Source organism: Caballeronia sp. LjRoot34 (genome assembly GCF_964253815.1).
Classification (GTDB): domain Bacteria; phylum Pseudomonadota; class Gammaproteobacteria; order Burkholderiales; family Burkholderiaceae; genus Caballeronia.
Window position 1 is genome coordinate 317,517 of record NZ_CAXUSB020000002.1, and the last position, 21,773, is coordinate 339,289.

Annotated in this window: 25 protein-coding genes and 1 pseudogene; 16 read left to right on the top strand and 10 right to left on the bottom strand. The window is 58.4% G+C overall.

Translation table 11 applies throughout. The annotated features are described in order from the left end of the window. The first annotated feature begins 54 nt into the window (after positions 1-54). The 4 genes from ACSQ36_RS20850 to hfq all read left to right on the top strand — a co-directional run bounded on the left by ACSQ36_RS20850 (position 55) and on the right by hfq (position 3,531). A complete protein-coding gene (locus ACSQ36_RS20850; RefSeq protein WP_436183412.1) occupies positions 55-1,383 on the top strand; it encodes an LLM class flavin-dependent oxidoreductase in 1,329 nt (442 codons plus the stop codon). Positions 1,384-1,625: 242 nt separating this feature from the next. Further along, complete coding sequence (locus ACSQ36_RS20855; protein WP_436183413.1) at positions 1,626-2,195, top strand: TetR/AcrR family transcriptional regulator; 570 nt, start codon at positions 1,626-1,628, stop codon at positions 2,193-2,195. A 178-nt stretch (positions 2,196-2,373) separates the two neighbouring features. Next, positions 2,374-2,598, top strand: a complete 225-nt coding sequence (locus tag ACSQ36_RS20860) for a hypothetical protein (protein WP_436183414.1) — start codon at positions 2,374-2,376, stop codon at positions 2,596-2,598. A 609-nt stretch (positions 2,599-3,207) separates the two neighbouring features. Next, positions 3,208-3,531, top strand: a complete 324-nt coding sequence (hfq, locus tag ACSQ36_RS20865) for an RNA chaperone Hfq (RefSeq protein WP_436183415.1) — start codon at positions 3,208-3,210, stop codon at positions 3,529-3,531. A 272-nt stretch (positions 3,532-3,803) separates the two neighbouring features. Here the strand turns inward: hfq and ACSQ36_RS20870 are convergent, their stop codons facing one another. Together ACSQ36_RS20870 and ACSQ36_RS20875 are read right to left on the bottom strand one after the other, a co-directional pair. Continuing rightward, complete coding sequence (locus ACSQ36_RS20870) at positions 3,804-4,325, bottom strand: DUF6572 domain-containing protein (RefSeq protein WP_436183416.1); 522 nt, start codon at positions 4,323-4,325, stop codon at positions 3,804-3,806. Between the two features lie 248 nt (positions 4,326-4,573). Beyond that, a complete protein-coding gene (locus ACSQ36_RS20875) occupies positions 4,574-5,695 on the bottom strand; it encodes an ISAs1 family transposase (protein WP_436181154.1) in 1,122 nt (373 codons plus the stop codon). 217 nt (positions 5,696-5,912) lie between these two features. Between ACSQ36_RS20875 and ACSQ36_RS20880 the strand changes: the two genes are divergently transcribed. From ACSQ36_RS20880 to ACSQ36_RS20905, 6 genes and pseudogenes are all read left to right on the top strand, one after another. Continuing rightward, on the top strand, positions 5,913-6,437 hold the full coding sequence (locus tag ACSQ36_RS20880; RefSeq protein ID WP_436183417.1) for a hypothetical protein: 525 nt from the start codon (positions 5,913-5,915) through the stop codon (positions 6,435-6,437). A gap of 266 nt (positions 6,438-6,703) precedes the next feature. After that, positions 6,704-6,814, top strand: a pseudogene (locus ACSQ36_RS20885) (acetyl-CoA hydrolase/transferase C-terminal domain-containing protein); the annotation flags it as partial. Between the two features lie 174 nt (positions 6,815-6,988). Next, positions 6,989-7,690 (top strand): nitroreductase, encoded by a 702-nt coding sequence (locus ACSQ36_RS20890; RefSeq protein WP_436183418.1) that lies wholly within the window; start codon positions 6,989-6,991, stop codon positions 7,688-7,690. Between the two features lie 237 nt (positions 7,691-7,927). After that, positions 7,928-8,233 carry a DUF4148 domain-containing protein gene (locus ACSQ36_RS20895; protein ID WP_213767994.1) on the top strand — a complete coding sequence of 102 codons (306 nt, stop codon included), beginning with the start codon at positions 7,928-7,930 and terminating at the stop codon, positions 8,231-8,233. A gap of 390 nt (positions 8,234-8,623) precedes the next feature. After that, positions 8,624-9,796: a metallophosphoesterase gene (locus ACSQ36_RS20900; RefSeq protein WP_213767995.1), complete on the top strand. Its 1,173-nt coding sequence runs from the start codon at positions 8,624-8,626 to the stop codon at positions 9,794-9,796. A 298-nt stretch (positions 9,797-10,094) separates the two neighbouring features. Then, positions 10,095-10,682, top strand: a complete 588-nt coding sequence (locus tag ACSQ36_RS20905; RefSeq protein WP_213767997.1) for a hypothetical protein — start codon at positions 10,095-10,097, stop codon at positions 10,680-10,682. Positions 10,683-10,717: 35 nt separating this feature from the next. Here ACSQ36_RS20905 and ACSQ36_RS20910 read toward each other — a convergent pair whose 3' ends face one another. The 3 genes from ACSQ36_RS20910 to ACSQ36_RS20920 form a co-directional block, all read right to left on the bottom strand. Further along, the gene (locus ACSQ36_RS20910; protein WP_213767998.1) at positions 10,718-11,554 is read right to left on the bottom strand and encodes a DMT family transporter; all 837 of its coding nucleotides are present in this window, start codon (positions 11,552-11,554) and stop codon (positions 10,718-10,720) included. 442 nt (positions 11,555-11,996) lie between these two features. Beyond that, a complete protein-coding gene (locus ACSQ36_RS20915) occupies positions 11,997-12,464 on the bottom strand; it encodes a CBS domain-containing protein (protein ID WP_436184904.1) in 468 nt (155 codons plus the stop codon). A 76-nt stretch (positions 12,465-12,540) separates the two neighbouring features. Continuing rightward, positions 12,541-12,867, bottom strand: coding sequence for a zf-TFIIB domain-containing protein (locus tag ACSQ36_RS20920; protein ID WP_436183419.1), 327 nt, complete (start codon positions 12,865-12,867; stop codon positions 12,541-12,543). 131 nt (positions 12,868-12,998) lie between these two features. Here ACSQ36_RS20920 and nhaR point away from each other — a divergent pair, with 131 nt between their 5' ends. Both nhaR and ACSQ36_RS20930 read left to right on the top strand, forming a co-directional pair. Next, a complete protein-coding gene (gene nhaR, locus ACSQ36_RS20925; RefSeq protein ID WP_436183420.1) occupies positions 12,999-13,892 on the top strand; it encodes a transcriptional activator NhaR in 894 nt (297 codons plus the stop codon). Positions 13,893-14,266: 374 nt separating this feature from the next. Continuing rightward, positions 14,267-14,848 (top strand): isochorismatase family protein, encoded by a 582-nt coding sequence (locus ACSQ36_RS20930; RefSeq protein ID WP_436183421.1) that lies wholly within the window; start codon positions 14,267-14,269, stop codon positions 14,846-14,848. Between the two features lie 48 nt (positions 14,849-14,896). On the opposite strand, the gene panS is transcribed toward ACSQ36_RS20930, so the two are convergent. After that, positions 14,897-15,865: a ketopantoate/pantoate/pantothenate transporter PanS gene (gene panS, locus ACSQ36_RS20935; protein WP_213768003.1), complete on the bottom strand. Its 969-nt coding sequence runs from the start codon at positions 15,863-15,865 to the stop codon at positions 14,897-14,899. A 248-nt stretch (positions 15,866-16,113) separates the two neighbouring features. Then, the gene (locus ACSQ36_RS20940; protein ID WP_436183422.1) at positions 16,114-16,542 is read right to left on the bottom strand and encodes a DUF1810 domain-containing protein; all 429 of its coding nucleotides are present in this window, start codon (positions 16,540-16,542) and stop codon (positions 16,114-16,116) included. Positions 16,543-16,679: 137 nt separating this feature from the next. On the opposite strand from ACSQ36_RS20940, the gene ACSQ36_RS20945 reads away from it, so the two are divergent. Genes ACSQ36_RS20945 through ACSQ36_RS20955 form a run of 3 tightly spaced genes read left to right on the top strand, consistent with a single transcriptional unit; the run spans position 16,680 to position 18,895 of the window. Continuing rightward, entirely contained in the window at positions 16,680-17,606 is a 927-nt protein-coding gene (locus ACSQ36_RS20945) for an ABC transporter ATP-binding protein (RefSeq protein WP_213768005.1), read from the top strand. Next, positions 17,603-18,364: an ABC transporter permease gene (locus ACSQ36_RS20950; protein WP_213768006.1), complete on the top strand. Its 762-nt coding sequence runs from the start codon at positions 17,603-17,605 to the stop codon at positions 18,362-18,364. The genes ACSQ36_RS20945 and ACSQ36_RS20950 overlap by 4 nt, the downstream gene beginning before the upstream one ends. Before the next feature lie 12 nt (positions 18,365-18,376). Continuing rightward, positions 18,377-18,895, top strand: coding sequence for a cupin domain-containing protein (locus ACSQ36_RS20955; RefSeq protein ID WP_436183423.1), 519 nt, complete (start codon positions 18,377-18,379; stop codon positions 18,893-18,895). Between the two features lie 115 nt (positions 18,896-19,010). On the opposite strand, the gene ACSQ36_RS20960 is transcribed toward ACSQ36_RS20955, so the two are convergent. Further along, the gene (locus ACSQ36_RS20960; protein WP_213768008.1) at positions 19,011-19,214 is read right to left on the bottom strand and encodes a hypothetical protein; all 204 of its coding nucleotides are present in this window, start codon (positions 19,212-19,214) and stop codon (positions 19,011-19,013) included. 498 nt (positions 19,215-19,712) lie between these two features. Continuing rightward, positions 19,713-20,189: a DUF3331 domain-containing protein gene (locus ACSQ36_RS20965; RefSeq protein WP_436183424.1), complete on the bottom strand. Its 477-nt coding sequence runs from the start codon at positions 20,187-20,189 to the stop codon at positions 19,713-19,715. 337 nt (positions 20,190-20,526) lie between these two features. On the opposite strand from ACSQ36_RS20965, the gene ACSQ36_RS20970 reads away from it, so the two are divergent. Continuing rightward, positions 20,527-21,015 carry an RcnB family protein gene (locus tag ACSQ36_RS20970; protein WP_436183425.1) on the top strand — a complete coding sequence of 163 codons (489 nt, stop codon included), beginning with the start codon at positions 20,527-20,529 and terminating at the stop codon, positions 21,013-21,015. A 142-nt stretch (positions 21,016-21,157) separates the two neighbouring features. Here the strand turns inward: ACSQ36_RS20970 and ACSQ36_RS20975 are convergent, their stop codons facing one another. Continuing rightward, complete coding sequence (locus tag ACSQ36_RS20975) at positions 21,158-21,742, bottom strand: TetR/AcrR family transcriptional regulator (protein WP_436183426.1); 585 nt, start codon at positions 21,740-21,742, stop codon at positions 21,158-21,160. Positions 21,743-21,773: the final 31 nt, after the last annotated feature.

The window sequence follows — 21,773 nt, forward strand, 5'->3', positions numbered from 1 at the left end:
CAGCGTTTGCCTTGGCCGTCGAGGCACTCCTATCAACGCTGGAACGAAAATCCCATGACCACGCAACGTCGCTTGCGCCTGGGCGCTTTCATGCGCCCGGCCACCATTCATACTGGAGCCTGGCGCTACCCCGGTGCATTCCCGGACGCCAACTTCAATTTCGCACATCTCAAGCGTTTTGCGCAGACGCTGGAGCGTGGTCGTTTCGACGCCTTCTTCATGGCAGACCACCTAGCCGTGCTCAACATGTCTAGCCAGGCGTTGAGGCGAAGTCACACAGCCACATCGTTCGAGCCGCTGACATTGTTGTCGGCGCTTGCGGCGGTGACCGAGCGCATCGGCCTGATCGCGACAGCGTCCACCACGTTCGACGAGCCTTACCACGTCGCGCGCCGCTTTGCCTCGCTCGACCACTTGAGCGGTGGGCGCGCTGGCTGGAACCTGGTCACCACGGCCAACCCGGACGCAGCGCTCAACTTCGGTCTGGAAGAACATGTGGAGCACGGCGAGCGATATCGGCGGGGCCGGGAGTTCTTCGATGTCGTGACCGGTCTCTGGGATAGCTGGGCTGACGACGCCTTCATTCGCGACGTCGAAAGCGGCATGTTCTTCGACCCCGCCAAGATGCATGTGCTGAACCACAAGGGCGAGAACCTGTCGGTGCGTGGGCCGCTCAATATTGCGCGACCCGTGCAGGGCTGGCCGGTCATCGTGCAGGCGGGGTCGTCGGAAGCGGGGCGGCAGATCGCGGCCGAGACGGCGGAAGCCGTATTTACCGCGCAGACCACGCTGGCAGACGGTCAGCGGTTTTACGCCGATATCAAAGGACGGATGGCGAAACTCGGGAGAAATCCCGAACATCTCAAGATTTTACCGGCGGCGTTCGTCGTGGTCGGTGACTCGTTGGACGAAGCACTAGAAAAGCGGGCGCGCCTCGATAGCCTTGTTCATTACGACAGCGGCATCGCCTCGCTCTCGATCATGCTTGGTCACGATGTCTCAGGCTTCGATCCGGACGGGCCGTTGCCCGAGATACCTGAAACCAATGCAAGCAAAAGTGCCCGTGAGCGCGTGATCGACTGGGCCAGCCGCGACAATCTCACGATCCGCCAGCTTGCGCAGCGGGTCGGCGGTTATTCGGGGCTTGAAATGGTCGGCACGCCCAGGATGATTGCGGACCAGATGGAGCAATGGCTCGTGGAGGACGGATCGGATGGTTTCAACGTGATGTTCCCCTATCTGCCGGGCGGACTCGACGATTTCGTCGACAAGGTCGTGCCCGAACTGCAGGCAAGAGACATCTTTCGACGTGAATATGAAGGCGTCACCCTGCGAGAGAATCTTGGATTACCGAGGCCCGAGAACCGCTTTTTCAAGGCATGAAGAACAGATGACGCTGTCTGGCTGAGGCGTCATCGGGAAACAAACGTTTCTTTTCGCCAATTGTTTCGCATGCCTGAATATGATTCCATCGTACGGTGGAAAATGACGCGAACAGGCAGCGGCGATGAATACTGCGTCGAGCCCGACCGGGCCTGTGCCATTCCAGTTCTGCATTAAGATTGATGTCCCGGGGGTGCCTGTAGGGTGCCTATAGTCACCCCATCACAGGACAAACGAAGGTCATGGGACATTCACAGGCAGAGAAGGCGGCTACGCATCAGCGAATCGTCGATGTGGCGGCACGACGCTTCCGGGAACTTGGGCTGGACGGCATTGGCGTTGCCGACGTCATGAAGGAAGCCGGCATGACAGTCGGCGGTTTCTACAAGCATTTTGAATCGCGCGACGAACTCGTGACCGAGGCGCTCGAGGTTGCATTCAAAAGCCTGGACGTATGGGAAGCACGTGCAGAAAACCTCGCGCAGGCGGTACGCGATTACCTGAGCGAGGCGCATCGGGATGCCCCTGGCCAAGGCTGTGCGCTGGGCGCGTTGCTGGGTGATGTCGGGCGCAGCAATGACGCCACGCGTGAGGTATTCACTGAAAGGGTCAAGCACAATCTCGCATTCTCCGAGGGTTTGCTCGATATCGCGGACCCGGCCGAGCGCCGCGCCCGCGCAATGCTGCAGTTGAGCGCCTGTCTCGGCGCGATCGGGTTGGCGAGAGCGGTCTCTGACCCGGCTTTGTCGAAGGAGATCCTGGACAGCGTCGCAGGGCAACTGATGCCCTTGTTGCCAGGGCCGCCGGCTTGAAGGACACGCGTCGACGCGCGTAGCGCTACAGAAGGGCGTATACCGGTTTAATGGAAACAATTCTTGAAGCGGTGCGTGCATTACATTACATTCGACCCGTTGTCTGCCGGTCGGTCATCGAACATGGATCCGGGTGGCCGGCAATCGAATGCTGAATCGTGCTCTTTGGAGATTGACGATGAAAGTGCTTAACCTGATTTGCGTATCCGCAATCTTGCTTGGCGCGTCCGGCATGGCCGCGGCGCAGGGCAACGGCAACGGTGGTTCAGGCGGCGGCAACGCGCATGGCGCTGCAACGGCCGGTCCGACCACCGGGGGTGACAATAGCTCCACGCCGGGAAGTTCGAGAGGCAAGCCCCACCTCTTCAAGCACAAGAAGAAGCCGGTAACCCCCGCTCAATAACGCCGGACGCTGGAATCCAGGCACCACCCGTGTTAGCCGGTGGCGAACGCAAAAGGCTGTTGCGACTCGGGAAACCGGGCGTGATGGCCTTTTTTAACCTCTTGCGCCGTTCGAATGGCGGATTGCCCGGGAACGCGCGCTCCAGTCGACCGCATGTTCGATGCAGCTCAGCCTGCAGGACTTTTCAGCAATCATCTGCAAGTTGGCCGATGTTGCCCGTCGCACTGCGCGGCGCCGGCCGGCGATAGTTTGTCCGGTTTTGATCTTGTTCGTCTTCAACGGCCACGCCCACTCGATATTCCAGTGGGTTAGTATCGGACATACGAGTGTGGGCGCTTTTATCGGGCTTGCGAATATTCGGAAACTGATTTTTCGTGCGAAATTTGAACTCCCGGGAGCGGCGTTGCTCGAATGGGGGCAAACGGTGCGCGGCGCCGCCCTCTGGCATCATGGTGTTACCGAGCGGCGAGAAACGGTAGCATTCGGTCAGCGCAAGTTGTTTCTCCGGGACTCAATGTGAGTCCGACGGCTGCGCACTGTGTAATGCATCAAGATTCCGGCGGATATCTGCCGGAACAGTCTGAAATACTAACGTCAGGTCGAAAGAGAATGGCTACAGAACCCCAGCAGCAAAGTCAGAGCGACGTGCTTAACGCCGCCCGCAAAGAGCGCAAGCGTGTCGCAATTTTTCTCGTGAACGGGGTACGGCTGGTTGGCCACATCGAATCGTTCGACCAGTATCTGGTCATGCTGAGTTCAGCCGCCGGTATCCAGGCGGTGTACAAGCACTCGATTTCGACCATCCAGGAAGACACCGGCAAAGCATTCACTGCGGGTGCGCCACGCACGGGCGCTCCGCGGGACGCGGACTCAAAGCGTCCCGTCGCTATTTCCCATAAACGGCGCTTGCCGACGAATATGGGCGGCGAATGAAATGCCCGGTTCATGCGCCAGGACGAAACCGGCGTGTGAACCACGGTTGCTACGTAAAAGGCCGGTTCAGGTTCGCTGGACCGGCGGACCGGTGAAGGCTTGGGAAGGATGCACAGGAACGCGGCGAACATTGCTGCGCCGGCCCGAATTTACCGCAGAACATGAAAAAGGCGAAGCCCAATTGGGCTTCGCCTTTTTTCGATTGATTGTCACCATTTTGTCGCCATCTGGCGTGCCGCCCGATGGCGCTTACCTGGTCCGCTCGGACGTTCTCATCGCCCCGAGGACGTTTTCTTGCGCATCACCAGCACTGCACGCCGCCCGGTATGTACGATGTCTTCGCGCTGCTTCTCTTCAGGAGCTGGCCGCGTAGCGAGATCGAGCGCGTTGACAACCGATTCCAGCCGCGTGTCAGCAGCAACTTCAGCGTCGTCCACCTTCGCCCCGGCATCTGCGGCCAGCGCATGCCGCACGTCAACGGTACGGCACCGGACGTCAAAACCGCTCGCGCGGATAAGCGTCTCGCGCGTCTTCCAGAAAACCTCGGCGGAGCGGGTCATCGGTCGCATGGCGACGTATTCAATAATCACGGGATAACCCCGCACCCGCGGGTAAGCCGAGAGTAACTGGCCCGAACGGATGTACTGCGTGTAACGATCGATTTTTTTGGTCAGCAGCGCAAAATGCGTTGCTTCGTCGTCCCAGTCGAGGTCGTCGAAAATGCCGACGTACACGCGCTTGAACAAAATGTTCACGCCGACGTAATCGATAGTGTCCACGTCGAGAAGAGACATGGTATTTCCCCAGCGCCCGATGCCGGGCAAAGATTGCAGGTGCCTATTGTAATGGACTGCGTCATCCTAAATAAGTACGCGGAGCATGATTGCAACAGTGTACGACCTTCAGGCCTGACGACTTCCAACAAGCTCCGAAATTGAGTGTTTTGGTACGCAGATCAAACTCCGATCTTGAAATAGGAGGATACCTAAAAAGAAGTCGGATTGATTGACAGGTCAGGGCAATTGCACTAAAGGTTAAATTTCTATTCATGCCAGCCGAGGAGTTGAGCGAGATAGCGGTCGTTCGCACACGCTTTCAGACGGCGAATCTTCAGCCCCACCTTGGAAGTCGTATCGCGCTTGAGCAGGTTCATCACGATGCGCCGAAGGACAGCGAAGTTCTGCGCGGCGTTGTCCACCCGTACGCGGCACTGATCTTCGCCAAAGGCCATATCCAATACCCAGTGCATCGAATTTTCTATGCGCCAGTGGGAACGTACGGCCTGAGCGATCGTGAGTGCGTTAGGCGGGAGGCTGCTGATGTAATAACGGCGCTCGGTTGAAACGGCACCGTTGATCTCACGCGTGGCCTCGACCATCGCCACTGACCGCAGCTTCGGCCAGCGAGACAGGGCGTCCAGTGCGCAAGGCGTGTACGACAGCGCCACGCAGCGGCGTGTTTCGATGCGCCCGTGATCCTTGCCAATCTCCACATGTTCGTCGCACTCGTAGGCACCCGGCCAGCGCTCCAATGCTGCAAAGGCCTCATGGACCCGGTCCTTGAGTTTGCCCTGGTTTCCCTTGACGGCCAGCACGTAGTCAGCCTCGCCGTCCACGATCTTCTGCGCAATGCGCTGCTGACACCCCATGGCATCGATGGTGACAATCGCACCCTTAAGTAGCAGGGCGTCGAGTAGTTCCGGAATCGCCGTGATTTCGTTACTTTTGTCGGCCGTACGAACCTGCCCGAGCACCACGCCCAGTCCACAACCGTACGCTGATACCAGGTGAATCGCACGCTCACCTGCCCGATGCGAGCCACGCACGGTCTTGCCGTCGATCGCCACGACCTGATCGACAAGCGCCGGACACAGGTGGCTCATCCAGCGGATAAAGCAGGCTTCGAACTGCTTGGAATTAAGCGACGCAAACACCCGCCCGAAGGTGTCGTGAGAGGCAATGCCGTGCTCCAGCGGCACATAGCGGCGCAGCCAGTCCAGTTTTTCTGTGCCCCAAGTCTGGATCGCGACCCAGCTGTCTGCCCCGCTGAGGATCGCACACACCGCAACCATAAGCATCCCGCTCAGATCGTGAGCCGGCGTGCGCCTGCGAGGGTCTTTCAAATCACCAAACGCATCTTCAATACTCAGTGCTTCATCGTGCATCGTTTCGACCTGAAAAAGACGAAAGTAAACGCCTTTCCCGTCGAGTTAACAACCCTCTTTTTCTAACCCTTTGATTGTTAACGAGCCTTCATGCAATCGCCCTGATTGACAGGTCCCATCTCGAAAAACAAACTGGGTTCACTTTATTTAAATAGTTTGTGCGATTAGATCGGGCAGCGCACGAGCGGAACCTTATTTGTCCGGCAGGAGTAACAACATGAAATCGAAGTCAACTAAGTCCCTTTGGTCAATCAAGTCCGCATTGATCGCGGCCGCATCGTCAATGGTAATGATAACGGCAGGCGCGTTTGCCACGACTATCGACGGCACCACGTCAGTGCGTGTTGGCGGGCGCGTACAGTCGGTGGATATGGTTACGCACCAAGTTACGGTCATTAACGCGCAGGGCGGCACGGAAGCGTTCCAGGTCGGCAACAACGTGCCGAACCTCGACAAACTGAAAGCCGGCACGAACGTGGTAGGTTCGGCACAGCGCGCGGTCAGGCTGACAGTGCTTGATGCATCATCGTTGGCGGCCGTGCCTTCGCCGGACGGTAGCCGGGTCGTGGCCAGCGTGGCACGCGTCGACGGCGGGTTGATGACGCTCAAGGACACGCAAGGCGACGTACTGACGGTGCAGGCAAATTCGCCAGCGGCTGCCGCCACGGTTGTTCCGGGTACGCGTGTGCTGGTCGATCTATCGAACCCGAATTCGCTGGGTTCAGGAAAAGCGCTTAACTGAAGCAGTCGGATTCCTCCGATAGCCGGCAATTCGTCGAAACTTCATCATGTGCACTTCGTTGGTGATTCAGATCCCCGCTGGATGACGAACGGCGAATCGCCCGGGTAAAACCGGTTGATTTCGAGCTTCTACGGAAGCGCGGTAACGCGGCAATCAAGGTACCTCCGCGACCACGCGTTATCGCTAAAAAATCCATTCGGCGCAAGCCGGATGGATTTTTTTTAAGCATTGCGCGTAGCCTGCCTCTTGTTTAAAGGGCGTTGCCCAACGATAACCCTTCCATCGAAAGTTATCCTGTCAGCTATGTGGACGATCCCCACAAGATCTCCCGCAACGACAACTTTGTCTCGGTCAACTCGACCATCGAAATGGACCTCTACATGCTGCGCGCGGTGCTGAACGGCAGCGCCGATGAAGTCGTCGAACTCGCGAACACACGCTTCAGGCGAGCACGCCGGGCGCGTTCGGCCGGGGCGCGATAAAGTAACCGGCGAACGCTTGGGCGCAGGCACAGTGCGCTTAAGGCATGTAATCCCGAGACGAGGGCTTTAATGAATAACGACGATGCAACCGGCACTGTGACCGTGATGCAGGCGCTGATGTCGCGCCGCTCCATTCGCGCGTTCCTGCCTGACGTGGTCGACGAAGCCACCCTGCGCCAGATCTTTGATCATGCCCGGCGTGCGCCGTCGGGCAGCAATACACAGCCGTGGAAGGCTTATGTGCTGACCTGCGATGCGCGCGATGCGCTCTCGCGAAAGATCCTTGCCGTGTACAACGATCCCGAGGCGGACAAGCTGCACGAGGAAGAATTCGCTTACTACCCGCGCAAGTGGACCTCGCCGTTTATCGACAGAAGGCGCGAACTCGGCTGGTCGTTGTACTCGCTGCTCGGAATAACGCGCGAGGATAAAACCCGCATGAAGGCCCAGCTTGGCCGCAATTTCGAATTCTTCGGCGCGCCGGTCGGCGTGATTTTCGTCACGGATCGCAGCATGGAGCAGGGTTCATGGCTCGACTACGGCATGTTCCTGCAGAGCGTCATGCTGATGGCGCGCGCGTTCGGGCTGGATACTTGTCCGCAGGCCGCGTTCAACCGCTATCACCGGATCATCGCGGAACATCTGGCACTGCCTGACAACGAGATCGTGGTGTGCGGCATGAGCATCGGTTACGCAGATCTGTCGCAACCTGAGAATGCGCTCGTCAGCAGACGCGAAGAGGTCGACGACTTCGTGCGGTTTTTGACGTAACGGCATGACCGGTATCGAAAAAAACAGGGGTTTTGTGATTTAGTTCTTACGGATGTGCTACACGTTTTTACAAAGAGTTGGTTAAGATATCCACGCGTGTCCGATGGCTCGCGAACAAGGTCGTAAGTGTGGGAATATCTGGCACGTAGCGAAGCATGCAGGTCCAGCACGACAAACGCGGTGGACGCCCATGGCGCTGCCGCACCAAAAAAACCGCTTTTCGTGGAGAATCTCGTTATGTACCGAATCCGCATGGCTGCAATGGCTCTCGTCGTATCAGTATCAATTGCCGGGTTGACCGCCCCCGTCGCGATGGCGCAAACCGCCACTACCGACACGGGTGCTTCCACACCTAAGCAGGTGCAGAAGGCGCAACGCAAGGCTGCCCGCAAGGCCGCCCGCGCCAAGAAGAACGCCGAACTGAAGGATCTGGAAAAGAACGGCTACCAGCCAGGCGGTGACCAGACCAACTATCCGCAAAATATCCAGAATGCGGAGAAAAAGTCGGCGGCTGAGAAAGCCAAGGCAGCTTCTGCGCCCTGAACGCCAAGCTTTGGACGTACTGTGATCGCATGAAAATAACCCGCTGAAAGCGGGTTATTTTTTCCAATGCGTCGAATTCGCGGCACTTCAATTCGTCCGCGTGGGGTTCCTGGCAAAGCGCAGATTCTTTTGCGGTTCCATGCAGTGGCTTGTCATGCTTGCCGCTGTGTTCACGAAGTGCGAGCCTTGCGAATCCTTTATGGCATGCACGTTGCGAGCCTTTTGGCAGCGGCTACGCACCGGCAGATTTTTTGCTGAACCGGTAGAATCGGATGCCGCTTCGGGCCGGGCTTGTTGACGGACGCTCAGACGGTCAAACGTATCGACGTAGCGGGTCGCCGGTCTCAATCTCGGTTCAACCTACCGGCTTTATCTTCCACCAGGCGGTCTATGCGACGTTCCGCGTTTTTTATCCGCGTCATCGGTATCGGGATTCTGTTTCACGTATATATCGGCGTGCGCCTGATTCCGGTTGCACCCGTTGGCGCGCCGCTGCGATGGCTCGCAGTGCTCGCACTCGTAGCTTCCTGCTTGCTGATTCCGCTCGGCATGGCTGCGCGTAATATCAGTCAGCAACCGCTGTCCGATCGTCTGGCGTGGATCGGCCTGCTCACCATGGGGTTCTTCTCCTCACTGTTGGGGCTGACTTTTCTCCGCGATATCGTATTGCTGGTCCTGCACCTGATCAGCAGCGTGCAAAAGGATACGAGCGGCTGGCCTGGTTTCATCGCCTGGAGCGCGCTTGGCGTGCCGCTGCTCGCCGTGCTGGTGACCCTGTTCGGCATCTACAGCGCGCGGCGGCGTGCCGGGGTGAAGAACGTCGATGTGCCTATTGAGAACCTGGCTCCCGCGTTGAATGGCTTCACCATCGTGCAGATCAGCGATATCCACGTGGGCCCGACCATCAAGCGTCATTACGTCGAAAAGATCGTGGCTGCGGTCAATGCGTTGTCGCCAGACCTAATCGCGGTAACAGGCGACGTGGTCGATGGTTCGGTGCCGCATCTTGCCGCGCATACGCGGCCACTTTCCGACCTGAAGGCGCGGCATGGCGCGTTCCTGGTCACCGGCAATCACGAGTATTACGCCGGCGCGGACAAGTGGATTGCTGAATTCCGCCGCCTTGGGCTGAAAGTGCTGCTTAACGAACACGTGATTGTTGATCACGACGGTGCGCGTGCAGTCGTGGCCGGCGTGACCGACTACGGCGCGGGCAGTTTCGACCCGGCCCACAAAAGCGATCCGGCTAAAGCCATGTTCGGCGCACCAGCCGACATCGCGTTTCGTCTGCTGCTGGCCCATCAGCCTCGTAGCGCACCGGCGGCATCGAAGGCAGGGTTTACGCTGCAATTGTCCGGCCACACGCATGGCGGTCAGTTTCTGCCCTGGAATTTCTTCGTCCGGTTACAGCAGCCTTTCGTTGCCGGACTCGAAAAGCTCAACGACTTGTGGGTGTATACCAGCCGCGGCACGGGGTATTGGGGACCGCCAATACGCATTGGCGCCCCGTCTGAAATTACCCGTTTGCGTTTGGTGAACGTGAGTGGCGCGCGTCCTGCCTAAGTCCTGATTACCAGCCAGCTTCAAAGATTCAGGTTTTGCCCGGTGTCCTGAAAAGGACGCGGGTTTTGCATGGAATTCCTGTTGAATTGAAGTGATTGTGATAAAAATTAAAATTAATCCGATCTATTAAATGCTTCACCCGATTACTTGATAATCAGTAATTAATGCGGTTTCGTGGACAGAACTCCGGTGTGCGCGGTATAAATAGCGCTCGCAAATTAATGCGCTGGCGCTTCCAAATAGAATTAATCGTTCGATTCGGTGCGCGATTTAATTTTCCTTCGCCCGGAGAAACTGCATGACCGCAAAATGGACTGTGGCTTTATCGTTTGCCTTATTAACGGTGACAGCGCAGGTTGGCGCGCAAACCGATCAGCAACTTTCCAGTGCCGCAATTCAATCCGCGCTGAATGCCCCGCCAAAGCAGCTTCACGCGCAGATTGTCGGTATCGACGCGGGTGCCAGGACCTTGACGCTAAAAGGCGCGAAGGGCCGGGTGCTACCGGTGGCGGTCGGCAAGGAGGTGACGAACTTCGATGCCTTGAAGATTGGCGATCGTGTGGATGTGCAGGTCAGGGACGCGATGCTGATCAGGGCAACGAAAGCGTCAGCGAAGGGTGACGAATTGCGAAAACGTGTCGATACCGAGGTTTATGCGCCCGCATCCGGTTCTCAGGGTTTCGGCGCAGTCCACGAAACCGAGATTGTCGCAACAGTGCAGAGTGTCAATAGCAAGAATAAAACAATCACCCTGCGTGGCCCATGGCATACAGAGACGTTCGATTTAAGTTCTGAAATAGCCGCATATAAATTGAAGCCGGGCGACACCGTTCACGCCGTATTAATTTCAGCCACGGCTGTGGAGGTCACGCCCACGGCGAAATAATGCGTGGACGTGGTTGAGAATTCGCACTCCACCGTTTAAATGCGGATCAAAACCGCGCCGGCCGTGACGAGTGCACACGCCAGCACGCGCCGCGCGGTCAGCTTTTCTCGCATGAACAGCCAGCCGATCAGAACGGCGAAGATCGAACTAAGCTCGCGCAACGCTGAGACCATCGCAATGGGCAGATAGCGAAAGGCAATGATCACAATGGTGTACGCGACCATTGCGATCGCTCCACCGCTTAAGGCTTGCAGCGAGCGTCGCGGGTCGTCGAGGAACAGGCGGCGCGGGCCGCCGTATCGATAAAAAGCCATCGCGGCGAGGGGCAGGTTGAAGAGGATGTACGCCCACGCGATATATCCGAAGCCGCTACCGGCTACGCGCACGCCGATGCCGTCCACGATTGTGTAAGCGGAGATGAACGCGCCCGTCACGAGCGCGGCCGGCACACTTGCAGTGGCGAAACGGCGCTTGCGGAATGCCAGAGAAATGATACCGATCGACACGAGCGCGACGCCCGCCAGCGCGAGCGGCCGAAGATGTTCGCCCGCGAAGACGAACGCGCCAGCGAACACCAGCAGCGGCGAGAGGCCGCGCGCAATGGGATAAATTTGCCCGAAGTCACCCGCCTTGTAGGCCTTCGCCAACGCCACGCAATAACCGAGCTGCAAAGCCGCCGATGCCGCGATGTACGGCCAGCTTGCACGCGCCGGCGCGGGCACGAACAGCAACACGATCGCCGAACACACGAGGTAGGGGAAAGACATCATGCCGAACTGCCATACACGGTCGCCGCTGGTGTGCAGGAAGGCGTTCCAGGTGGCGTGCAGCAGCGCGGAGAACAGGACGAGCAAGACGATGAAAGGCTGCATCAGGACCGCGGGAAGGGTGCTGGCATGGTGCCGGCGTACGTGGCAATGAAAGGCGTTTGGTGGCGAAAAGTGGCAAACGGCGAAACGCCATTATGTCAGAGAACGCGCGCTGCCGCTGGCCGGACGAGCCGCCCTGTCATGACAGTACCGCTTGACCACCGCCTGCGCGCATTGCGTTCGACCGCGCGGCGCTTTTCTCACCTACCCGTAGCGATGCGAAACCCATGCGCATAGGTCTTGCAGCAGACTGATTACATCACAGCCGGTCAGTGCCTGATTTACCAGAAGCCGTTTGTTTCAATCGTTGCCTCAGTCTTTCAATGAAAATTCAGACAAGGGCCGTAGGGGCGCTTTCGCGTCTCACGCAACGGCTCCTCGCCAGGAAATTGATTCGATTTCGCTTCAGTCCGACAGGGTTTTCCTAATAAACCGCCGCCCATGTCTAGCGTGTTTCGACCGCTGACTCCGCTGCATGGCTGTTGCCGCGAATGTAGTGTTCCAATTGGTGGATCGTGAATTGTTGCTCGACGATCAGGTTCCTGACGAGATCGCCGATTGATACCATGCCGATCAGCAGGCCGCCGTCGATCACCGGAAGATGACGTATGCGGTTTTCAGTCATGATCGTCATGCATTCGTCTGTCGTTTGATTGAGACGAACGTATCGGATGGCTTTCGACATGACATCGCCCACGGGCGTCTCTTTTGACAACCGGTCATGCAGCACGATTTTCCGGGCATAGTCGCGCTCTGTCACGATGCCGGTGATGTGCTCTCCGGACGTGACCACGAGTGCGCCAATCTGTTTATGTGCCATCAGCTTGATGGCGTCGAAGACACTCGCCGACGCCTCAATCGTGTGAAAGGACTGATCTGTTTTTGAACTCAGCAATTGTGCGACTGTTGCCATCATGTGCCTCGATTAAGAAATAGGTTTGAGCTGTTACTCGTGTTGCGCGCATATCCGCGCTTTTCAGCCGACGTTGTCAGCCGAAGTCGAACAGGTCACCGAGAAGCGACTTCTTCTTTTTGTACGGATAACGCCGGTCGCGATACTCATCGTCGCCGTAACCGTGGCGGCGATCGCGGTCGTTGTAATGACGGCCTTCGTCATGCCGGCGCGCGACCGGGGTACTTGCCGCTGCCGCTGCCGCTTGCGCTTGCGGGACAGATTCGTCAGCGGCTCGCCCGATCAGTTTGTCGAGCTCACCCCGATCCAGCCACACGCCGCGACATGTCGGGCAATAATCGACTTCGATTCCCTGGCGGTCCGCCATCAGCAGATCCGGCGTCTTGCACACTGGACATTTCATTACCTTGGCTCCTTCATCAAAACCCTAACGAAGCCTCAATGTAGCGGATGAAAGCGTAATGTAAAATTCGTATTTTTGGCGTCGATACTTCGAGAAAACCGATGTATCCCAGCATCGCCATGGAGGCATGAATGAACTTCAAGCATTTGTATTATTTCTGGGCCGCGGCGCATGCGGGCGGCATTGCGCGTGCCGGCACGCAGTTGCACATCACGCCTCAGACGCTGAGTGGCCAGATCAAACTGCTTGAGGACGCGCTCAATAAAAAGCTCTTTAAAAAGAGCGGCCGCAACCTTGAACTGACCGATGCGGGCCGGCTTGCACTCGATTACGCCGATGAGATCTTCTCGCTCGGCGCCGAGCTGGAAAGCGCGGTCAGGCAGGAGAAGGAAGCCGCGCGGGCGCAACTGCGCGTGGGCGTGGCGGATTCGGTTCCGAAGACGGTGGCTTATCGTCTACTCGAGCCGGCATTGAACCTGTCGGACTCACTGCGGTTGATCTGTCACGAAGGCAAGCTGCATGCGCTGCTTTCGCAATTAGCCGTGCATAAGCTGGACCTGATCATTGCCGACGCCCCTATCCCGCCCGATGTGAACGTCAAGGCGTTCAACCATTCGCTCGGCCGTTCGACGCTGAGTTGCTTCGCATCCAAATCCTTGGCGGCACGCGCCGCAAAGGCTTTCCCCGCATCGCTGAGCGACATGCCGGTGCTGTTGCCCGGCACTGAGTCAGCAGTCCGAAGGAAACTCGATCACTGGCTGAAGTCGCGCACGATCTCGCCGCGCATTGTAGGAGAGTTCGACGACAGCGCGCTGACGCTCGCGTTTGGCCGCGAGGGAAGGGGTGTGCTGTTTGCACCGACGGTGCTGGCGGCACAACTTAAACGAGAGCACGGCTTGATTGCGGTTGGACACATCGAAACAATTGTTGAAGAGTTCTTCGCCATCTCCATTGAACGGCGGATCAGCCATCCCGCCATATCGTCGATCATGAGCGCGGCGCGCAGCAAGCTGTTCAATGCGTAGGTCGTGCCCGAGTCGCATGGGCGCGTCCTCCGCCGACGGACATTTCCATTTCATGGATAAAAATCTCCAACATTACATTTAACCTTCCACTATAACTGTCATACGTGTGGTCTGAAAACCCTCGCGCGCGAGCATTTCGATGAAATCGTCGCGTTCCATGATCGTTCCCCTTCTAGCGGGTCTTGGGTCACCTACTAATATAAGTTGAAACGACGCGGTGCAGGCGAGGATGCTTAGCGCCGCGTTGTGCGGCGAACGTGGTCCTCCGAGCCCCTGGTATGTGAGCGAATTTGAAATTCGCGTAAAATATGAGGATGTACTCATATTTTACGCGTTACCTTCTGTCACGCGTGCCTACAATGATGGAAGCCACTATGCCAAGTCTCGATTTGAACCCTGAACATACCGCGCTTATCTCGATCGATCTGCAAACCAGCAATCTCGCGCGTCAGCTCGCGCCGCATTCCGCCGCCGACGTGCTCGGCAAGACCGTTCAACTTGCCAATGCATTGCGTGCGAAGGGCGGCACGATCGTCTGGGTGCGCGTGGATGTAACGGCATTGCTGAGCCTTCCCGCCGACGCGCCGCTGACGCGTCCGCCGGGTTCGCCGCCACCGCCCGCGAATGCATCGGAGTTGTCGCCGGATCTGGGCGTGCAGAGCGGTGACGTCGTCGTGACCAAGCGTCAATGGGGCGCGTTTTATGGCACGAATCTCGAACAGCAACTGCGCCGCAAGGGTATTCGAACGATCGTCATGAGCGGCATCGCGACGAATTTCGGCGTGGAGTCGACGGCGCGTGCCGCGTTTGATCGCGGTTATGAACTGGTGTTCGCGGAGGACGCCATGACGTCGCTGACAGGCGATGCACACACGTTCGTGACGCGGGAAATTTTCACGCGCATGGGGCGCGTGCGGTCCACGGATGAGGTGGTGACGGGGCTGCAGGAGGGGTAATTGAAATACAGCGAAGGAGGCGACGCATCGCATCGCCCCCAATCAAACTCAGCTCTCCAGCCGCGAACCTTTCGCCAACGCCATCGCTTCAAGATCACGCGTCGATCCTTTCGCCGGCCGCCCGGCCCAGTACCCTGCCAGCAAGGATCCCGACAAGTTGTGCCAAACCGAAAACAGCGCACCCGGGAGCGCTGCGATCGGCGTGAAATACAGCTTGCCCAGCGTGGCAGCGAGTCCCGAGTTTTGCATGCCGACTTCGATTGCCAGCGTGCGGCACACGGCTTCATCGAAACCCAGCAGACGGCCGCCCCAATATCCGCCAAGCAAGCCGATACCGTTATGCAGGATCACGCCCAACATCACCAGCAAGCCGACCGACGCAATACTCTTCTGCGTCCCTGCAACCACGGCCGAGATAATCAGCAGGATTGCGATCATCGAAATGATCGGCAACGCGGGCTCGATTGCGCGCACGGTCTTGTTGAACAACTGATTGATGATCAGCCCCGCCACGATAGGCAATGCGACGATCTGGAGAATGCTCATCAGCATGCCGTGGACATCGACGGCAATCGACGCATCCACGTAAAGGCGCGTCAACAGCGGTGTGGCGAACACGCCGACCAGCGTGGACAGGGCACTGATGGTGACGGACAGCGCCACGTCGCCGCGCGCGAGATAGATCATCACGTTCGACGCCGTGCCGCTGGCAACGCTGCCGACCAGCACCATGCCTGCGGTCAGGTCGGGCGGCATGCGCAGCAATTTGGCGATGCCCCAGGCTGCGAGCGGCATCACCAGATAATGCAAACCGATCCCCGCTATGACCGGCGCCGGCCGGGTGAAAACGCGCCGGAAGTCGGCGAACGAAAGCGTTACGCCCATCGCGAACATGATGATGGTGAGTAGCGTGGTGACGTGCGGCGCAATGCCTGTGAACGTTGCCGGCGAAAAGTACGCGACGACCGAAATGAGAACGGCCCAAAGAGGGAACAAGCGGGTGACGCGCGAAAGCATGGAGAGACGATCCTGGCTGATTGATAGGGGCGTCGCCCGGAGCGCCGGGTGCATCGGGCGCGGGCGATCAGTCACGAAGCAACGAAACGAAAAGAAGGGTGTTCCAGGCTTGACCGACGGTGCTGTCGATAAATGCGGCCGGTGACGCAAGCCGTCACGGGTCCTTGTGGGACCGGCGGGCGGCGAATATGCGTCGACGCGAATTGTAACGTTTCGTCGGAAGAAACCCGCTGGAGCAGATTTCCCGCTTACCTCAGGCGCGCGACCGTCCCTGCGTCCGGCTCGCCGCCGAAATAGGTATTCAGCGCCAGTTCGAACGGCATTTTGTCGGTGGCGGCGTGGGCGAAGAGGGTCATCGACGAATGGAATTTCAGGTCGTCGGGGTAACCGAAAATTTGCTCCACCGAGCGCCCGTCGAGCGCGTTCACGATTTGCGTGAGAATCAGCAGCCGCTCGCCGAGCACGGGATGAGCGAGGTAGGCCCGCGCCTCGTCCACCGATGAAATCGCGTAGCGGCGCGCCATTTCGCTATGACCCAGTCCCTGGATCTGCGGAAACACGAACCACATCCAGTGCGTGCGTTTCTTGCCGGCCTCGAGCTCGGCCGTGATCGTCTGGAACAGCGGATCCTGCGCATCGATAAAACGCTGCAAGTCAAAAGGATCTGGATCGGTCATGCGAGCCTCCGGGGTCTTCCTGGGATATTGCCGCAAACCACGTTCCCGGCGTTTTTCGTGGCTAGACGACCACGCGGCCTCAGATCTAATCCCGGTCATCTGCGAACGATATTCCGCTTTCTGATATCTTCACGGCCATGCAAAACATCATCGAAATTTCGAATCTGTCGAAGAGCTATGCCTCCGGCTTCAAGGCGCTGAAAAACGTCACGCTGAATATCCGCCGTGGCGAAATCTTCGCATTGCTGGGGCCGAACGGCGCCGGTAAAACCACCCTGATCAGCATTGTGTGCGGCATCGTGAATGCCACGGAAGGCACGATCCGGGTCAACGGTCACGGCATTATCTCCGACTACCGCGCCTCCCGCGCGATGATCGGCCTCGTGCCGCAGGAGTTGACCACTGACGCCTTCGAGTCCGTCTGGGCGACTGTTTCATTCAGCCGCGGCCTGTTCGGCAAGCCGCCGAATCCGGCGCACATAGAAAAGGTGCTGAAGTCGCTGTCGCTCTGGGACAAGAAGGACAACAAGCTGGTCACGCTGTCCGGCGGCATGAAACGCCGCGTGCTGATTGCGAAGGCGCTCTCGCACGAACCGGAAATCCTGTTCCTGGACGAGCCGACCGCAGGCGTTGACGTCGAACTGCGCCGCGATATGTGGAATCTCGTGCGCGGCCTGAAGGCGAGCGGCGTAACGATCATCCTGACGACGCACTACATTGACGAAGCCGAGGAAATGGCCGACCGGATTGGTGTGATCAACGGCGGCGAGATCATCCTGGTCGAGGAAAAGGCCGAACTGATGCGCAAGCTCGGCCAGAAGAAACTCGCGCTGCAACTGGAAGACGAGATCGAGCACATTCCCGCCGGCCTGAGTGATTACCGGCTCCACCTGTCGGCCGACGGGAGTGAGCTGACCTACACCTACGACGCGCAGGATGAACCGGGCCGCATCATTGCGCTGCTGAAAGACCTCGCCGATAACGGCGTCAAGTTCAAGGACCTGCAAACGACGCAAAGCTCGCTGGAAGATATTTTCGTGAGCCTGGTCGGAGAGAAAAAATGAATATTCATGCAGTCCGCGCAATCTATCTATTCGAAATGGCGCGCACCTGGCGCACCATCATGGGCAGTATCATCTCGCCGGTGATTTCCACCTCGCTCTATTTCGTCGTGTTCGGCGCCGCGATCGGTTCACGCATTCCCGAAGTGAACGGCGTGAGTTACGGCGCGTTCATCGTGCCGGGGCTCGTCATGTTGTCGTTGCTCACGCAGAGCGTGTCCAACGCGTCGTTCGGCATCTATTTCCCCAGGTTTACGGGGACTATCTACGAACTGCTGTCGGCGCCGGTTTCGTATATGGAGATCGTGCTGAGCTACGTTGGCGCGGCCGCCACCAAGTCGATCATCCTTGGCCTCATCATTCTTGCGACCGCGCGGCTGTTCGTGCCGTTGCACGTCGATCACCCGTTCTGGATGATCGTATTCCTGCTGCTGACGGCGGTGACGTTCAGCTTGCTGGGATTCATCATTGGCATCTGGGCGGACGGGTTCGAGAAGCTGCAGGTGATTCCGCTGCTGATCATCACGCCGCTGACTTTCCTGGGCGGGAGTTTTTATTCCATCGATATCCTGCCGCCGTTCTGGAAAGCCGTCGCGTTGTTCAATCCGGTGGTGTACCTGATCAGCGGGTTTCGCTGGAGTTTCTACGGCACCGCCGATGTCGGCGTCGAGATCAGCCTTATCATGACGCTGGTGTTCCTCGCGGTGTTTATCGGCGTGGTCGCATGGATCTTCAAGACGGGTTACAGGCTGAAATCATAGGGAGCGTGGCTGATGCGTGACGTGCTGATCGAACGGTTCGGGCTCCAGCCGCACCCTGAGGGCGGGTATTTTCGCGAGACATTTCGCGGCGCGGACAGGGTAGCGCGCGAGCTCACGCGTGATGTTGCGCCCGGCGAGACGCGCTCCGCGTCGACGGCGATCTACTACATGCTTTGCGATGGCGCGCATTCGGCGTGGCATCGAATCCGCTCGGACGAGGTGTGGCACTTTTATGCAGGAGAGCCAATCAACGTTCATGTCATCGATACCGCGGGGCAGTTGCTCACGCATCGCCTGGGTAACGCGCTGACGCATGACGACGCTGTATTCCAGGCGGTCGTTCCGGCGGGGCAGTGGTTTGCGGCGGAGTTATGTGACCCGACGGCGTTCGCGCTGGTGGGCTGCACGGTAGCGCCGGGTTTCGAGTTCAGCGAGTTCGAACTTGCCGATATAACCGCTTTGACAAAAGCGTATCCGCAGCACGAGGCCGTGATCGGAAGGTTGGGTCCGGCGGTAGGGGCGAAGCGCTGAGCGCATGCCGGTGCATGCCACACACTGCATACAACCCATACTTGGGAACAACGTAAAAGCAGAACGAAAAAAAGCGGCGCGCTCATTTCTGAGGCGCCGCTTTTTCATGTTTCTATTATAGATTGGCCCTGACTGCGTCGCGGACGGCATCCATCATGCCGCCGTGATTCAGCGGTATGTCGAGTGAATCACCATAGACGTCCTGATCCGCTTGTGCACGTGCTTCCTGCGATTCGCGGCGTACCGGCGATTCGTAAGCTGTGTCACCTGAACGAATAGTGTCTCTGGCTTCGACGCGCTGCGCTTGATAACTCTTCACGATGAACTCCTTGCAGTGATGGAGCGGCGGGAGACTGCGATCCTACGGAACTGCCATGACAGATTTACGACTCTTGACGCTTTTCGGTGCACGACTGTAACGGCGGCGGACCGCTTGCCTCTGGCCGTGTTGCGCACCCTGCAATGAAAGCGCGGCTCTACAGTTTAATGGCGTTGCGTTACGGGATTCGTACTTCTGGCTTATGAAACGATGGCTGCACTATCAGCGTGCAGCCGCGAGTTTGGGCTTGAAACTTGCGAATGACGCAAGCGTTTGCGGGGAGGCAGGAACACACCGGAGCGGTCGATAAACGTGTCAGGCAGACAGTACGAACCAACCCGGTACTGCATTTATCCGCGTGTGTATTACCGTCGAGGGAAACAGTTAAAGCTGTTTCTCAGAACCGGCGTGTCCGGTGCACGTGTTTCACATAGCGAAAAGCACAACCGCATGATGCAGTCGTGCTTTCGTGCCATTTAACCGGGCTCCGTGGCGCGTTCAGGCGTGCTGGTCCTGCAAATCGGCGTCGCTGGTCTCGTCCTGTGGCATGGAAGCCGCAAGAATCATCGCCGATGCGTTCTGTGGTTTCGGGTCGCGCTGTGACGGCCGGTACACCGAATCGCCTCGATGAATGAGTGCGCCGGTCAGTGCGCAGGCGCCGTCAGACGTGGCCGTGGTCACGCGCCATCCCTGGTAGCCATAGTGGCAGGTTGCCGCGTCGGACCAGTAGACGATCGCCGTCGCGCTGCTCGGCCGCTCGATCACGCGCACCACAGCCTCAGGGAACGGCCGTGGCGATTGCGGCGATGCCGACACAACCCGCGGATGATCACGCTCCCACGCTCGCGTGAGCCGCTCTAGAAACGGGTGCGCGGCCTTTTGCTGCGGGGCAGGTGCTGCCGCGCGGTTGTGGGTCGCTGTCAATGAGCGGACCGTTTGCAGCCACGGGTCCGCGCTTCTCGCTAACGCTGTCATGGTTCGTTCCTGGCATGGTTCAGGGTCGAACTTACGCAATCAGCCTGCCCGGATAAATACCCTTAAGGTGAATACACTGTCTTGTTAGCGCGAATAATCGCAACAACGCTTTATGCAATAAGGCTTTGCCCGGTATCGCAATGCGGCAGAAACGCTGTGTGCGCTTCATTGAACGTTTTAATGGGTTCGATAGTGGGCCCATTTAGCGAGAGCCTCGCGTGCGGAGCGATTCTGATTTGTATGGATTACGTAAGGTGTCAAGTTTCGCCGCATGCCGTGGAATGCGACTTGCTTAGGCCATACTAGCTGTGTACTTACAACGTTGAACGAGGTGTTCGTGAAGAAAGGTCATATTGCTGCTGCAGTACTGTTTGCAAGCCTGGGTCTGACAGCCACGGCGTTTGCCCAAAGCGGCCCCGGCGGCCCGGGTAATCAAGATCGACCGCAAGAGCGTCCGGGTAGCCCCGCTATGCAAGGCCACAACGGCGGCGGTTATCAGAACCAAAGTCAAAACCACGGCCCACAAGGTGGCCCTGGTGCCCAGAACCACAACAACGGCCGTCCGCCCGTGCCCATGCATGCTGACAATGGCCCGGGACGCGCCGGTCCTGGCGGTCCGCGTGCAGAAGGCCCGCGTGATTGGCACAGCGGGGACCGCTTGCCGAGCGACTATCGTGATCGCCAATATGTGGTCGACGATTATCGCGGTTATGGATTGCGTCAGCCCCCGCGCGGTTACCACTGGGTGGGCGTGAACGGCGATTACGTGCTTGCCGCGATCGCGACCGGCGTGATAGCGCAGATCGTGCTGAGCAACGGGCACTAAGCGCTTACTCGCGGTCTTACTTGCGCCCCGCTGCCGTAGCGGACGTATCCGCGAGTCAAATTAACAAGGCCGGTCCAAACTCGCGTTTTGGACCGGCCTTGTTTCATGCCCGCGGCGTGAGCTCTCCACCGCCACCGTTGCGCTACATCCTGGCGGTATCGGTGATCGCTTTCACCACGCGCGCCAGCGACTTCAACGCTACGTCAGGCGATTCTTCAAATTGCGCACCGACTATGGCGCCATCCACCGCCATGGCCAATGCACGCGCGTCGGCCTTCGCGGTTCTCGACGATGCCGGCAAGAGCGTCCTGATAACCGCGGCCATGTCCAGCTTGTGACGCCGTGAAATATCGACCGCTTCGGGCAGGGTCCCGCCCACTTCCACCACCGCGTTGATGAACGCACAGCCGCGATACACATCGCTCTCGAACCATTCCGCCAGCGCCGGCACCAGCGCATCCGCATCTGCGCCGTGACGCTTCACGGCGTCTTCGAACCAGGTCATCCAGTTGCGATGCCTATACTCCAGGAACGCAACGATCAGATCGTTTTTCGCCGGATAGTAGCGATAAAACGTCTTCTTCGCGACGCCCGATTCCGCGATCACACGGTCGATTCCGGTCGCGCGAATGCCATCCCGATAGAACAGCGCGTGGGCCGTGACAAGAATGCGCTCTGCCGGTGACAGCTCGGCCAAAGGCTCTGTATTTGATGAATGATTGTTCATGGCGAGTCATTGTAGACAGGTCTGTCTCCTT